Annotated in this window: 16 protein-coding genes; 3 read left to right on the top strand and 13 right to left on the bottom strand. The window is 45.8% G+C overall.

Annotated features, from left to right (window positions below):
• Positions 1-9: 9 nt before the first annotated feature.
• Complete coding sequence (locus QMZ64_RS00810; RefSeq protein ID WP_265626438.1) at positions 10-1,338, top strand: MATE family efflux transporter; 1,329 nt, start codon at positions 10-12, stop codon at positions 1,336-1,338.
• Between the two features lie 50 nt (positions 1,339-1,388).
• Here the strand turns inward: QMZ64_RS00810 and QMZ64_RS00805 are convergent, their stop codons facing one another.
• The 3 genes from QMZ64_RS00805 to QMZ64_RS00795 all read right to left on the bottom strand — a co-directional run bounded on the left by QMZ64_RS00805 (position 1,389) and on the right by QMZ64_RS00795 (position 3,857).
• Positions 1,389-2,030: a FusB/FusC family EF-G-binding protein gene (locus tag QMZ64_RS00805; protein ID WP_265626436.1), complete on the bottom strand. Its 642-nt coding sequence runs from the start codon at positions 2,028-2,030 to the stop codon at positions 1,389-1,391.
• A 210-nt stretch (positions 2,031-2,240) separates the two neighbouring features.
• The gene (locus tag QMZ64_RS00800) at positions 2,241-2,579 is read right to left on the bottom strand and encodes a YolD-like family protein (protein ID WP_265626434.1); all 339 of its coding nucleotides are present in this window, start codon (positions 2,577-2,579) and stop codon (positions 2,241-2,243) included.
• A gap of 15 nt (positions 2,580-2,594) precedes the next feature.
• Positions 2,595-3,857, bottom strand: coding sequence for a Y-family DNA polymerase (locus QMZ64_RS00795; RefSeq protein WP_265626432.1), 1,263 nt, complete (start codon positions 3,855-3,857; stop codon positions 2,595-2,597).
• Positions 3,858-4,132: 275 nt separating this feature from the next.
• On the opposite strand from QMZ64_RS00795, the gene QMZ64_RS00790 reads away from it, so the two are divergent.
• Together QMZ64_RS00790 and QMZ64_RS00785 are read left to right on the top strand one after the other, a co-directional pair.
• Complete coding sequence (locus tag QMZ64_RS00790; RefSeq protein ID WP_003183240.1) at positions 4,133-4,345, top strand: YqzH family protein; 213 nt, start codon at positions 4,133-4,135, stop codon at positions 4,343-4,345.
• 127 nt (positions 4,346-4,472) lie between these two features.
• Positions 4,473-5,711: an MDR family MFS transporter gene (locus QMZ64_RS00785; protein WP_265626430.1), complete on the top strand. Its 1,239-nt coding sequence runs from the start codon at positions 4,473-4,475 to the stop codon at positions 5,709-5,711.
• Positions 5,712-5,762: 51 nt separating this feature from the next.
• Here the strand turns inward: QMZ64_RS00785 and QMZ64_RS00780 are convergent, their stop codons facing one another.
• The 10 genes from QMZ64_RS00780 to QMZ64_RS00735 all read right to left on the bottom strand — a co-directional run bounded on the left by QMZ64_RS00780 (position 5,763) and on the right by QMZ64_RS00735 (position 14,270).
• Complete coding sequence (locus QMZ64_RS00780; protein ID WP_243943289.1) at positions 5,763-6,146, bottom strand: VOC family protein; 384 nt, start codon at positions 6,144-6,146, stop codon at positions 5,763-5,765.
• A 14-nt stretch (positions 6,147-6,160) separates the two neighbouring features.
• The gene (gene coaA, locus QMZ64_RS00775) at positions 6,161-7,120 is read right to left on the bottom strand and encodes a type I pantothenate kinase (RefSeq protein ID WP_020452068.1); all 960 of its coding nucleotides are present in this window, start codon (positions 7,118-7,120) and stop codon (positions 6,161-6,163) included.
• A gap of 246 nt (positions 7,121-7,366) precedes the next feature.
• Positions 7,367-8,332, bottom strand: a complete 966-nt coding sequence (locus QMZ64_RS00770; protein ID WP_265626428.1) for an ABC transporter permease — start codon at positions 8,330-8,332, stop codon at positions 7,367-7,369.
• Complete coding sequence (locus QMZ64_RS00765; RefSeq protein WP_301441085.1) at positions 8,310-8,972, bottom strand: ATP-binding cassette domain-containing protein; 663 nt, start codon at positions 8,970-8,972, stop codon at positions 8,310-8,312. The genes QMZ64_RS00770 and QMZ64_RS00765 overlap by 23 nt, the downstream gene beginning before the upstream one ends.
• A gap of 115 nt (positions 8,973-9,087) precedes the next feature.
• Positions 9,088-9,630: a hypothetical protein gene (locus QMZ64_RS00760; protein WP_020452071.1), complete on the bottom strand. Its 543-nt coding sequence runs from the start codon at positions 9,628-9,630 to the stop codon at positions 9,088-9,090.
• A gap of 443 nt (positions 9,631-10,073) precedes the next feature.
• Positions 10,074-10,685, bottom strand: coding sequence for a bacitracin resistance undecaprenyl-diphosphatase BcrC (gene bcrC / locus QMZ64_RS00755; protein ID WP_243943280.1), 612 nt, complete (start codon positions 10,683-10,685; stop codon positions 10,074-10,076).
• Between the two features lie 120 nt (positions 10,686-10,805).
• A complete protein-coding gene (locus QMZ64_RS00750; RefSeq protein WP_301441084.1) occupies positions 10,806-11,540 on the bottom strand; it encodes an ABC transporter permease in 735 nt (244 codons plus the stop codon).
• Positions 11,533-12,453 carry a bacitracin resistance ABC transporter ATP-binding subunit BcrA gene (bcrA, locus tag QMZ64_RS00745; RefSeq protein WP_265626422.1) on the bottom strand — a complete coding sequence of 307 codons (921 nt, stop codon included), beginning with the start codon at positions 12,451-12,453 and terminating at the stop codon, positions 11,533-11,535. Before bcrA ends, QMZ64_RS00750 begins: the two co-directional genes overlap by 8 nt.
• Before the next feature lie 79 nt (positions 12,454-12,532).
• Positions 12,533-13,567 (bottom strand): sensor histidine kinase, encoded by a 1,035-nt coding sequence (locus QMZ64_RS00740; protein ID WP_265626420.1) that lies wholly within the window; start codon positions 13,565-13,567, stop codon positions 12,533-12,535.
• Positions 13,554-14,270, bottom strand: coding sequence for a response regulator transcription factor (locus QMZ64_RS00735; RefSeq protein WP_020452076.1), 717 nt, complete (start codon positions 14,268-14,270; stop codon positions 13,554-13,556). The genes QMZ64_RS00740 and QMZ64_RS00735 overlap by 14 nt, the downstream gene beginning before the upstream one ends.
• Between the last annotated feature and the right edge of the window lie 107 nt (positions 14,271-14,377).

Below are 14,377 nucleotides of genomic sequence, written 5' to 3'. Positions count from 1 at the left end.
GCATAAAAGATGAATCACAGACATTATCTAGCGCTCGCCGTTCCGCTGATCATTTCAACGATCACCACTCCTTTGCTGGGGGCGGTTGATACGGCGGTCGCCGGCCAGCTTTCCTCCCCCGCTTACATCGGCGGTGTTGCAGTCGGAACGATGGTTTTTAATACGATGTATTGGCTCCTCGGCTTTTTGCGGGTGAGCACATCGGGGTTCGCCGCTCAGTCGCTCGGCTCCCAAAACAGATCAGAGAGCGTTTTGGCTCTTGCCCGGCCTGTTTGCATCGCGGTTTTTGCCGGACTGATGTTCATCCTCTTGCAAAAACCGCTTGAATACGCAGCGCTGACGCTCATACAGCCCGACCGCCATACCGCTGAATTCGCCTCGCAGTATTTTTCGCTGAGGATTTGGGGCGCTCCATTTGCTTTAATCAGCTATTGCATTCTCGGCTGGCTGATGGGAATGTCCCTTATCAAAGTGACATTGCTTTTGCAGATTTCGATGAACGTCTTGAATATCGTGCTTGACATCGTTTTTGTCTACGTTTTTCACATGGAAGTATACGGCATCGCTCTAGCCACTTTGATTGCGGAAGTGACGGGCTGCCTGATCGGCTGCTGGCTTGTGAAATCGAATGCCGCCATGCGGTTTAAGTTGCCGTCCGTCAAGGTTTTGTTCGACCCGAAACCGTTTAAAAAAATGATGGTTGTCAACCGCGATCTATTGATTCGGACATTGTGCCTTTTAACGGTTTTTAATTTGTTCACGGCTAAAGGAGCAGGCTTCGGAGCTGAAGTATTGGCCGCAAATGCGATCTTGATTCAAATTCATTATATGATGGCTTATGTGTTTGACGGATTTGCCAATGCATCGAGCATTTTTGCCGGGAAAGCCGTTGGAAGAATGGATCGGGAACTATATTCCCGTACGCTTTCCCTTTCGATCCAGTGGTCGCTGATCTCGGCCGCGCTGCTTTCAGTCGGCTACTTTCTTTTGAAAGGTGCAATCCTTCCATTGTTTACACCGCTTGAAGGCGTTTTGGAAGCAGCGAAAACTTACGATATTTGGATCGCTCTCTTTCCTTTGACCGCAAGTTTTGGACTCGTTTTTTACGGGATTTTCACAGGAGCCACCGAAATAGGCCCGGTCAGAAATTCAATGTTTTTGGCTGTTCTCGTCTTCCTGGCCGCCTTTTTTACCGCTGTGCCTGCTTTCGGAAACCATGGGCTGTGGCTCGCTTTTCTTTTATTCAGCCTTGGACGTTCCGTATTCTTATGTATGGCTGTTCCCGGGCTGACCACCCGTCTCTTCGGAGAGCGAAGTGCTGCGAGAGAGGCAGGCTAAAAGCCAAATCATAAAACACCCCGGCTAAAGCTTAGCCGGGGTGTTCACGTTTATTCTTTCGTTAATTGTGCGACGAATTGGTTCAGATGATCCAGCGTCATCACATTTTGATTGCATGTTTCACTGTCACAGCAAATATAATTGCCTCTGTCCGTATAGGTTTCTTTCCCGCTTTTCACCCGGGCCATGAACAGTCCGATCTCTTCGGTCCTGTTGCATATCGCACAGATTCCTTTTTTATTGCTGGATTTGATCGTGCCGTGTATTCCGGTCAGCTTTCCGTCGGTATCCACAATCATGTACTTCCTGCCTGATCCTGCATCATTCCATCCCAGGTAGGAATATCCGCTGAAATCCATCTGCTCAAAATCGGGCGTCTTTAACTTTTTCACTTTAGAGAACAGCTTTTTAGCCGTTTTTACCGTTACACGCTGAAATGGAATGACATGAAGCTTTAATTCGGCTAAAAAGCGCATCGCTTCACCGCTGTCTTCCACTTCTGCCAGCTTCTCCAGCAAAGACTTTTGATCGCTGCCGAGATCAGGAAAGAGGTTGAACACTTGATCGAGCGCATTGCACTTCAAAGCGTCAAGTACGTTTTCGTCATTGATGTTCGCATGTCCCTGGACGAGGCTGTCCGTTTGAAACTTAATAAAATTATATTGGTCATTTCTGATAAAAGGTGTCTTCATTTCTGCCAGCTCCTTATTTATGGATCTATATTTTAAAATAAGGTGCAAAGCCGGATGATCAGAAATGATACCTTGCTTTTTAGGCGATTTTGTTTATAACCCCGCCTCATGCAAAGTATCGCCTTTCAAGATAACAGGCTTTGCATGAGACGCTGCAGTCGGCAAATGAATGTCATTTACCATTTTATCCACCTCCGAATACTGATTCTATTATAAACGACAATCGTATTCAATCTCAATGATATCCTCCATCTTTAAAATGCATATTTCATCCGCTCGGCTTACGATCCGCAGCTCCCTTTTCAGGGCGTCGGCATAGTGAACCCGGCCTGCAAGCGTTTTCACTTCCCCCTGCCGATAATAGGCAAATTGCAAAACGCTGTTTTCTGCCATCGCTTCACAAATGATTTCATTGAATTCTTCATATTTTTGTTCATCCAGGATCGGTTTTTTGAGTTTTTGAAAGCTTTCATGATATTCCCTGAGCAATTCCACGTGCTCAGGCAGCATCATGGAAACCCATTTGATACTGCCTCTGTCGCGAAGCATAAATGATTCTCCTTTCTATGCCTGATGGCCTCCGACCAATTTTGACCGCAGCCGGGCCGTCCCGGCGTTTGTATAGGAAACGGCCCGCAAAAGCGCTGTTGATCCGTACCGTTCTCTGATTCCGTCCATCACATACCCGAGCTGCCGCTTCTTTTCCTGATCGGGGCGAAAAAGATCAAGCTGCATATTGGTGTCATCTTGAATATTGGACAAAGAGACGGAAATTTTTCGAACCGTTTTGCCGGCATAAAACCGCTCGAACAGTGCCAGACATGTGTGGTAGAGATCAAGGGTGATATTTGAAGGGCTTTCCATTGTTTTTGAACGGTAAAACCCGCCGCCAAGCTCATCGCGGCTGTATTCGACGCCAAGACTGACGGTCCGGCCCGCCTGGCGGTGAGCGCGTGCCCTTTTAGCCACTTCTTCACACATTTCAAGAATGACATGCTTGACTTCCTCCGGATTCGGATAATCGCGAAGCAAAATCTGGCTTTTTCCATAGCTGACCTGTCCTTCCAGGATCGGCGCTCCGATCGCCGAAAGGTCGATGCCCCAGGCGTGATAATAGAGCTGGTTTCCCATCACCCCGAATGTTTTCTCAAGCCGCTTGAGATCATAGTGGGCCAGCTGGCCGACTGTAAAGATCCCCATCCGGTTTAACGTCTTTTCCAGCCTGGAGCCGATTCCCCACATGCGTCGCAGCGGAGACAGCGGCCACAGCTTCGTTTTCACGTCTTCGTAGCCCCAGATGGCCACCCCGTCTGCTGATTTTTTCGCTTCAAGGTCAAGGCACAGCTTTGCCATCAGCAGATTCGGTCCGATTCCGACAGCACAGGGAAGGCCAAACTCCCTTTCCATGTCATCTTGAATTTTCATCGCAATCGTTCGGGCGTCTCCCCACATGCTCTCAACACCGTCCACCTGAATAAAGCTTTCATCCACGCTGTACGTATGAATGGCATCAGGCGGCACATAGCGGCAGAACAACCGGGTGAGCTCTGTAGAAACACGGACAAACAGCCCCATCTTCGGATTGACCAGCTTGATGCGCGGATCATCCGGCAGCTGATAAAGCCTTGTTCCCGTTTGAACGCCGAACTCTCTTTTCAGAGCCGGAGAAGCAGCGAGAACGATGCTCCCCTGCCGCTCCGTGTTTCCGACAACCGCCAGCAGGCAAGTCATCGGATCAAGTCCGAGCAGGACTGCGGCACAGCTTGCATAAAAGCTCCGCATATCAACGCACAAAACCGAACGCGACGGATATTGACCGTAATCCATCTCTCTCCCTCCAAAAAAGAACTGATGTTCGCACAATTAGTGTATGAATACTATACTCCGAATATACGTTCGATTTCCAGGCGTAATTTTATCCAAAGAAACTCCTGGCTGAAAGCAATAAAAAACACCTTCTTTGGAAAGAAGGTGACATGGCGGATCATTCCAGTTCGGAATGCTGCCGCATTCGGTTTAATGGCTCAAATTGAAAGCTCCCTTGAGAACATCGTTTTTTCCTAGTAAGATAAAAGAAAAAGCGCTCCTAAAGGAGAAGACAAATGGATGAGAAACTGATTGAAAAAATGCTCGGACAGGCGCTGAAGCAGTACGGGCGCAATGTTGCAACCGATCCGCTCAGCCCCGGCGAAAAAGAAATCCTGAAGCTGGCTTTGCAGGAAAGGCGGATCGAGGAACCGAATGAGGGGCTGCATGCCCATATCGAGGATGTCATCTATGATTACGTCACAAATCAAGGCTTGTTCTCATCATAAATCGATTTTTCCTTTCGGCTTCCTTTATGCAGGAAGCCTTTGATCATCCAGCATATAGAAATTCCTCTATTCACCGCCATCTGTTTCATGTATGATAAACAAATAAAAACGTAACGGAGAATTTATCATGAAACAAAAATGGCAGAACATCCACCCGCTCAGCTGGACCATTATTGTCGGAACCATTTTCGGACGTATGGGCACAGCCATGAGCATCCCTTTTTTAGCAATTTATTTGACACAAGTGAAAGGCGCCTCTTCAGGCTTTGCCGGCGCCGTTATTGCAGCGAGCTCTCTGATCGGAATTGCGGCAAGCTTTTACGGCGGGTACTTGTCAGACCGGTTCGGCCGGAAAACCATCATGCTCGTTTCGATTTTCGGCTGGACGTTCGTGTTCGCCGGTTTTGCACTCGCCGATCATGTCTGGACATTCTTTGTCATGAATGCCTTAAACGGATTATGCCGCGCCTTGTTTGAACCGACTTCAAGAGCGCTGCTTTCAGACGTATCCAAACCCGAAACGCGCCTTTTCGTCTTTAATCTCCGCTATACCGCGATCAACCTCGGCGTCGTCTTCGGTCCGCTTTTAGGACTGTACCTCGGATCTTCGAAAACGACGCTGCCGTTTTTCATTGCAGCTTTCATTTATTTTATTTATGCGGCGGTGCTGGTCATTCAATTTAAACACCACACCGTACCGGCAACTGAGCGGAATAAGCGTATAAAAGTGCGGGACGCGCTGGAGGTGACAAAAACAGACCGGGTATTTACGATTACACTAATCGGTTCGATTCTTTGTTTATTCGGGTATTCCCACTTCACATCGACGCTCGCACAATACATGGCGGCCAGCTCGTTCATCGAAGACGGGACGAAAGTGTTCGGCATGATGCTGACGCTGAATGCCTTGGCCGTGCTTGCCGTACAGTACCCGATCGTACATATCGCCAAACGGTTTTCACCGATTTTATCGCTGATTGTCGGAAATGTGCTGATTAGCGGAAGCCTGTTCAGCCTCTCGTTTTTCCACGATCTATGGTCCATCGTCTTGATCATTATCGTGTTTACGATCGGGGAAGTGCTTCTCTTTTCGATGATGGATTTACTGGTCGATCGGATTGCCCGTCCTGAGCTGAAGGGCACCTACTTCGGGGCTATGGGCTTCACCCAGCTGGGAAGCGTGGTCGGCCCTTGGGCGGGGGGAATGCTGCTGGACGCCTTTGGAGCGGAAAAGCCGTTTTTCACTTTTGCAATCCTGTCTGCTGTCACCATTTGCGGCGTTCCTTTCCTGGTGGCAGCCTTCCGGAAGCTCAAAATAGATGATGCAAAAGTCAAATTAAGTTCGAAAAAAACGATGGAGCATTAATTGAAAACGGGCCGGCCCGGTCAAAGGACGGCCTTCCGGCGGACGCCCGTCTCAAGGCGCCGCAAGTTCGACTTTGATGCGGTCGGGATCTTCGGTATACAAGGCATAATGCCCGCTTCCGCCGGCAAACGGATGTCTGTCTTCATATAAAATGCGGCATCCCCGCTCCCTCAGTTTCATTGTCATTTCGTCGACCTGTTCTTTGGATGCCGCGTAAAAAGCAAGATGGTTTAAGCCGACGCGGCACCTGTGATAACCCGCTTTGACAAACTGCTCTTTCGCCTGCACAAGCACGAGATAGGCGCCATTTGCTTTCCAGCTGATCCCGTCTTCCCATTGTTGAAAAACCTCATAGCCGAGCTCGCCGAGAAACCAGCCCCAAAAACGCTTCGACGCTTCCAACTCTGAAACATACAGTTCAATATGATGGATCATGCAAGTCTCCTCTTCTACACCCGTCTGACGAGAATCTCTTCCACCTTGTGGCCTTCACCTTTTCTCAAGATTAAATCAGACCGGAATTTTGTAGGCAGAATGTTCTCATACAAATTCGGACGGTTGACGGTCTCCCATATTGACTTTGCCATATGGTCCGCTTCTTCGTCCGCAAGGTCTTTGAATTTATGGAAATAAGAACTCGGATCTTGAAATGCCGTCTCTCTGAGCATGCGAAAGCGTTCAAGATACCATTTGATAATGAGGTCTTCTTCGGCATCCACATAAATTGAGAAGTCAAAAAAATCGGAAACGAAAACCCGCGGTTTTGTCCGGTCGTCTTCGATCGTCGGTGTCTGCAGCACATTGACGCCTTCGATGATGACGATATCCGCTTGTTCAACCGTTTCGTAAACCCCTTCCAATCTGTCGTACGTTAAATGGGAGTAAACGGGTGCGCGAACGATTTCCTTGCCGGATTTTAAATCGTTTAAAAACTCAAGCAATGCTTTGACATCATAGCTTTCCGGAAACCCCTTCCGCGACATCATCTGTTTTTCTGTCAGCACCGCATTGGGGTAAAGAAAACCGTCGGTTGTGATCAGACTGACTTTCAGCCGTTCCTGCAAACGGGAGAGCACAGTCTGAATGATGCGGGCCGTCGTGCTTTTTCCAACCGCGACGCTTCCGGCAATCCCGATGATGAACGGAATTTTGGCCGCGTGCGGATGGTTCAAAAAACCGTTCACCCGGGTGTTCCGTTCATATTGAGTTGTCCGGTGTAAATAAAGCAGCCTCGCCAGCGGAACATAAACGGTTTCGACTTCTTCCAAAGACAGATAGTCATTTAAACCTTCAAGCCTTTTTACTTCCTCTTCGGTCATTTCTACCGCCATATGCCCGCCGAGATTTGCCCAGGCATCGCGGGTATGACTCGTATATAACGTGTGCAAATTCAAATCCTGATTCGCCATTATTCTCACCTGCTCTCTGTTCAAAAGCTGTTTACTAAAAAGTTCCTGAAATTCTGAGACCGCTTTATTATTATATAGAATTTTTCGAATATTTACGAGGAACAAGGTTTCAATCAAAAAAACCGCCTCATCCAGAGACGGCAGATTCTGTTGTTCCAACTGTTTGACACTCGACTGCCAAACCTGAGCCAACGGGCATCCGTCGCTTGTAAAAGAAAAAAGAGCGCAAGTGCCTGCGCTCTTTTTTCAAACGACATATTTGCTTTGCCTGTGCGCCATATAATAAGTAACCGCAGACAGCAAGCCGACGGATGCGGCTAAAATGATGACGACCGGAATCATGTCCACCTTCACCGGTGTAAACAGTTTAAAGCCGCCGCTGAAACTGAAAACCGCATGCCCGAGATTAGACAGCAGGTTTTTCAAATCGAACCTGCCCAAAGCAGGGATAAGCAGGCTGTAAACGATATAAAGCAAAGCAGGCGTAATAAAGCTTCTGAAGAGGACGCCCAAATAAAATCCGATCGTCGAAAAAATGAAGCTGACCGCCAGAACGACAACGAGCTGAAGCGGGATATTGCTTTTTGAAACAGCGGGTATTGTGAACTCGCCGACCGGTATGGCCCTTGAAGCCAGGGAATAAAAGACGAGGCTTGACACATATACCGTACATACAACGGCGATCACGGCGGAAACCATCACCATGTAAACCGAACACTGTTTGGCCAACAGAACGGATTTCCAATCATGGCTGACAGCTTTCACTTTCACCGTCTTGAACCTGATGTCATAAGAGGAGATATAGATGGCATACAGCGTAAAAGCCAAGGGAAAAATGATGAAGCCCATCAGCTCAAGCGTCATGATAACCGACTGCTTGGGCTCCAGATGATGGAGAGACAAGACGAAATTCTCATAGTCAAACCTTAAAATATTTTCGACGATCTCTCCGTCGCCACCCTCGCTTTTCAGCTCCCCTTCCTTCACCTTGACGGGCGACGCCAGCGCCTGCTTAATATCGATGCCGAGTTCTTTATATTCGTCTTCAGTCTTTTTAAACTGCTGATAGCTGTCAATTGTATTTTTATAATGAACATATATGTATCCGGATGAAATGAATAATAGAGGAAGCAATAAAATGATGAGCATTTTAGAATATGATTGAAATGCAAGCTCTTTTTTGAAAATATTATAAATATTCTTTATAGACATCGCCCAATTCTGCTCCATTCGTTTTAAAATTGTCTATATGGATAGCTGAACCGTCTTTCAACACATATAATTGATCGACGATTGAAGAATAAAACTCAAACTGATGGCCGGCGGCAACAATCGTCATCGTGCTCGACCAGTCATTGATCAGCTTCTGAAGCTCCATCATGGACCGGTAGTCAAGCCCGTTTGATATCTCATCCAAAAACAAGTATGACGGTTTGTTTAATGCAGCGATCATTAAAGCCAGCTTTTTCTTTTGTCCGTATGAATAGGTCTTAACCTTTTTTTTCAGCAGCGCCCGGCCGAGGAACTTTTGCGATAATTGTTCCAGCTCTTCTTTGCCGGCAGGTTTATTGATCAACAGTTTAATATTTTGATAGCCGCTCAGATGAGCGTAAAACGGGGAATCGTCATAGATGACGTGCACTTTGCTCCTGACGGCTTCAAGCGGCTCGCCGTCGTACAGAATGCCGCCTTCGAAATGTTCCAGCTTGAGCAGGCATTTCAGGAGCGTCGTTTTCCCGGCGCCGTTTTCCCCCATCAGGAAGGTGACTTTGTTTTTTTCGATATTCATGTTGAGACGGTTGAATACCGTTTTGTTTCCATAAGATTTCGTCAGGTCATCGATTTTGATCAATTTAAAAAACCCTTTCTTGCATCAGGATGGTGTTGCAACATTCTCCATTATACAACGCTGCCATTAATTTCAAAATAGTCTTTTAGCAGCGTTGTATGAAATGGCTTACGGCAAATTAATCATTTCCGTATTTTCCTTTTTTATTGACCCACCTTCTGTCTGTAAAGGTTGAGCTGGCGAATTCAACATCTCCCCACGGTGTAACGGTACCGAAGCTCAGCGTTTTTTTCGCTCTCCATTTGTGAAGCCCTGAAGACTTGTAATACCTTTTAATCCCCTTTGCCCTCACGACATTTGGAAAGACGTAGCCGACATCCTGCGATCCGCTGCTTTTCGATATTTTTTTGCCGTTGTAGTACCAGTCGATATAATCTTTCGACCAGGCGAGGAAGCTTCCCCTTTTAATTGTGAGCCTTTTTCCTGCATATGCCGTCACACCGCTTTGGACAGATGCCTGTTCAGGAAGTGATTGCACGTATTCTGTCTTGGCTTCAAGCAGTTCCTTTTGCTCACTTGTCAGCTGCCCGTCCTCAGCAGCCGCAGCGAATGAGGATGGAACCAGGAGCGCCGCAGACAAAGAAAACCCTAAAATCGCTTTTTTCATTTCGTTTCCCTCCGTATTTTTAATCATATTCGTATGTACGTCTTCAGCTGCCATCCATAAGCTACTGCCGCATCCAAAACAATTTGAGGTCCGAGTTCTCTCATTTTAATGGATGAAAAAATAGATTTCTAGAAGAATGGACCATTTTATCATTACCTATTGGAAATTATCACCTCCTATGTATTTGATATTATACCATATTTTTACTTATATTCAATTACTATTATTTGGAATTTTTGTCATGGGCAGCTCGCACCTTTTATAATGAGAATGAAAAAAGGAGGAAGAAGAGGAACCTATACTACCTGGAATGCGATTCAACAGCTGAAAATTCCTACTCGTAAAAAACAAAGCACTCGACAGACCGTCTTCCTTCATGGAGACGGTCATATACTCTTACTGCCGGGAACCGCCTTCGATTTGGAGGATGAGGAAGCCGAGCGTTTATTTGTGAGTGCACATAGCAAAGGCTGCCTAATCCAAGGCAGCCTCATCCTTTAAAAGTTCTTCGATTTATCGTTCGATTTGCTTTTGGAAGGAACAATCCGCTGTTCCACCTTTTCATAAAGGGACAGCATTTGATGAATAAATGACAGCTTCGGTGCTGTCCAGAATACAAACAGAGCTGACAACACGCCAAGAAGGGCTCCCGCCGCAACGTCGAGCGGATAGTGAACGCCCGACCAAATGCGGGAAATTCCCACGGCAAACGCAAGTACAAGCCACAGCCAGCCCGTCTTTTTGTGAAACAGAAAGATTAAAAAACCAATTGAAAAAAACAAAATCGTATGGTCGCTCGGAAACGAATTGTCAATTTCATGCTCTATCAGCTTGTTGACATTCGGAAGCGTTGCAAACGGTTGATAGTTGGAATGCAGAGAGCCCATGATTTTCCCGAGAATTTCGGCAATCACAAATGCGATGACTGCATAAATGACCATCAATCTGTTTTTTGTCGTCCGGGTCAGCCAATAAACGACAAGACCCAAGGCGAGAAAGTACATCATATATTCGGCTAGAAAGTAAACGACCGGATTCAGCATCGAATACTCTTTTCCCAAATCATTAATGAAACGAAAAGCATCAATATTTAATTCTGAAAAAGACATGTTTCGATCTCCTTTTTTATACTTTTATTCTAAATATATCCATTTAAATTGTACAAAAAAGCCTTATCGGAATGAGGAATGTGCAAACATGTGTCGCACATTCCGTTAGACTCTCCTGCATCAATGAATATCGATTTTTTTAAAGTAAACGATTGTCGCGGCTAATCCAAGAACGGTTGTGGCGGCAACAGTAATAAAAGAATATTCGGGCGGATATTCCGGAAAGAACGTACTCGAAGCGATCACCCATACCGCCGACCAAGGGAATAAAGCGCTGTATTCCGTGCCGTATACCATAATGCTGACCATTGATATAATGATCGTAAAGATAATGGTGGGCACGTAGTTTTTAAACAGCAATGTCACAAATATAATCGGACTGACCAAGAAGAAAAGAAGTGCCCCACCTATCATAAATTGTTTAAACCCTTCTATTAAAACCGCCGAACTGAGCCCTTCAAACTGACCGATCAGCCCGAACAGCAGCGTCAGCACCCAGGCGATTAACGTCAGCATCATGATCCAAATGAGGAGCAGAACCAATTTGCTGACAATCAGGCTGATTCTTGAAACAGGAATCGTCAATAGATTCTTTAGCGTGCTTTCAGCGTATTCCCGATTGAATAAATATGATGTAATCACGCCATACAACGGGACTCCGATCAAAAGCACAATATACAGGTTGGTATCGGAAAAGGTCTCGCTGAAGCGAATCGGTACATCAGGGTACTTGGCTTTTTTAGCCAAAGACGATATAAAACAGATGAAAGGGGCTGCCGCCGCTCCCAAGATGCTGACCAGAAACATCTGTGAACGTTTCAGCTTCAGCAATTCGGTATATAGCAAATTAGCCAATCGTCCCGCCCCCTATCAACTTCACGAAGTAGTCTTCAAGACTGTCTTCGCTCATCGTAATCTTCAATACATCTATTCCGTTTTCGACAAACAATTTATTGAGCTTTCCCTGCTGGCCCAAATGGGAGTATACCCGGATGATCCCGTCCTGGTGAACTTCGTAGTCATGAATATCAAAATGCTGTTCCATCAGAACGACCGCTTTATTTTGATCGGATAATTGAAATTCCAGATATTTGCGGTTTCTTTTTTTAAGATGGTTAAACGGAATTTCTTCAAGCAGTTTTCCTTCATGAATGATCCCGACATGATCGACGAGCTGTTCGATTTCAGACAAAATGTGGCTTGATATAAAGATGGTGATGTTTCTTTCTTTGGCGAGAGAATGAATGAGTCTTCTCATTTCTTTGATCCCGATCGGGTCCAAACCGTTTGTCGGCTCGTCCAGTATCAACAGCTCCGGATAGTGAAGCAAGGCTCTTGCAATTCCCAGCCTTTGTTTCATGCCCAAGGAAAACTTGCCGACGAGCTTTTTCGTTTCATGCTGCAGGCCCACGATCTCCAATACTTCATCGATCGCATTTTTTTTATGGATACCTATGATTTTTGCATTGATCAGCAGGTTTTCCCTCGCCGTCAAGTTCGCGTAAAAGCCGGGCACTTCCACAATAGATCCGATTCTTCTTAAAATTTCTTTTTTATTCTTGAAAAAGTTTTCTCCGAAAATTTCTATCTGCCCACTGGTCGGTTTGATCAGACCCAGCAGCATTCTGATCGTCGTCGTCTTGCCGGCGCCGTTCCGTCCCAAAAAGCCGTATATATCTCCTTGTTTTACATTGATATTGAGATGGTTTACAGATTTTTGCGGCCCGTACATTTTCGTGAGATCCGTCGTTTTAATAATTGTGCTCAAAGTTGATCCACTCTCTTTCACTAGCCTAATAACTACATCATAAACAGAAGGATTTAACTTCTTCTTAACCAATTCTTAATTAATTCTTAAATGATTGAAGATGGTTTTGTTTAGGCAGCGAAAAACCAAACGTCGTTTTTTTCCATGGGACGCTCTGTGCCCATATGCGTCCGCGGTTTTTTTCGATGAGCGATTTGGCGATGGCAAGCCCCAGACCGCTCCCGTCATCAAGGCTTCTCGACCGGTCTCTGCGGTACATTCTATCAAACACGTTTTCAATCTCGTTTTCCGGAATTCCCGGACCTTGATCCCAGATGAGAAGCTGATATTCATGCTCTGATTCTGTCAGTTCGATTCCAAGTACTTTTCCCGCTTTTCCATAATGAATGCCGTTTCTCACGATGTTTTCGATCACGCGGATCAAGCTGAGCCGATCTGCGATAACAAAGCATTTCTTTTCCGGAATCTGCACATTCAAATCAATGTCATGTTTTTTCAGTTCCGGCAAAAAATCAATCAGCGTTTCCCTAGCGACTTCAGCAAGGTCAAAAAACTCTGTTTTCAACTGGACTTCATTCGCGTCCAATTTCGCCATGTTGAATATTTCATCGATCAATTGCTTGAGGCTGTTGGATTTTTTAGAAAGGATATTGAGATATTCCTGTTTCTCTTCTTCTGAAGACGCGACCCCGTCTTTTAATGCATCAACATAGCCAATAATTGATGTGAGCGGCGTTCGGATATCGTGAGAAATATTAGACAGCAGCCGTTTTCTGGCCGCTTCCGATTTTGCGGCGTTGATTTGAACTTTTTCAAGCTGCTCTATCAATTCGTTAATGGAAAAAATGATTTCATTATACGGCTGACCGCCTTTCGCCAGCAATCTTCTTCTTAAATTTCCATCCGCCACGCGCTTCAGCTCGGTTTCGATCAGCTTTAAGCGATCGATGAAGCGAAGCCTCATCGTAAACAGCAGCGCGGTAACGGCAAACAGAAAAATAAACAACATTGTGCTGAAAACCCCAAGGGAATCCGTTTTCATATAGATGAACAAAAGTGCTGCAATCGCCGCACATTGCAGAATGAGAAGCAGCAGCTTTTTATCGATCAGCATCTTTCTCACCTACAAACTTATAGCCGATTCCCCAAACGGTTTGAATAAATTGTGGATCGGAAGGGTCCGGCTCTATTTTTTTTCTCAGCCTTCTGATATGCACCATGACCGTATTATCATCTTCTATGTATTGGTCGCTCCATGCGTTTCGAAACAGCTGCGTTTTCGTAAATACCTGCCCCGGATTTGAGGCGAAAAACTTCAGCAGTTCAAACTCCTTCGCCGTCAGGGAGATTTCCTGTCCGCCTGCGGTGACCGTATATGTTTTCAAATCGATGGTCAATCCTTTAAATTGAATCAGCGATTGTTCATCGGAGCGGCTTTCGCTGCCGAGGACCAAAAAGCGCCTCAGCATGGCTTTGATCCGCGCAAGCACTTCGTTCACGCTGAAGGGCTTTGTTATATAATCGTCGGCACCGATGGACAGTCCTAAAATTTTATCGCCTTCAAGGTCTTTGGCGGTCAGCATCAGGATCGGAACATTCGTATGATTCCTCATTCTTCTGCAAACCTCGATGCCGTCGATTTTCGGCATCATCACATCCAATATCACGAGGTGGTAATGGTTTTGTTCAAACAGCCTTAACGCATCTTCTCCGTCAACTGCCACGTCAACCTCATAACACTCTCTTTTTAAATAGGTTTTCAATAAATCTCTGATTTCTTTTTCATCATCCGCTATGAGCACTCGAATGGCTTCCACTTGGTTCACCCGCTTTTATTTTGTCTTGATAGATGTTCACACCGCAGCACGCGCTGCTGCATGTTTTTTGAAATATTTCCTCTCTTTTCTTTGCCTTTCATTATAAC

Origin of the sequence: Bacillus sp. LB7 (genome assembly GCF_030449715.1) — a bacterium.
Classification (GTDB): Bacteria; Bacillota; Bacilli; order Bacillales; family Bacillaceae; genus Bacillus; species Bacillus paralicheniformis.
This window is presented reverse-complemented; position numbering and strand designations above follow the sequence as displayed.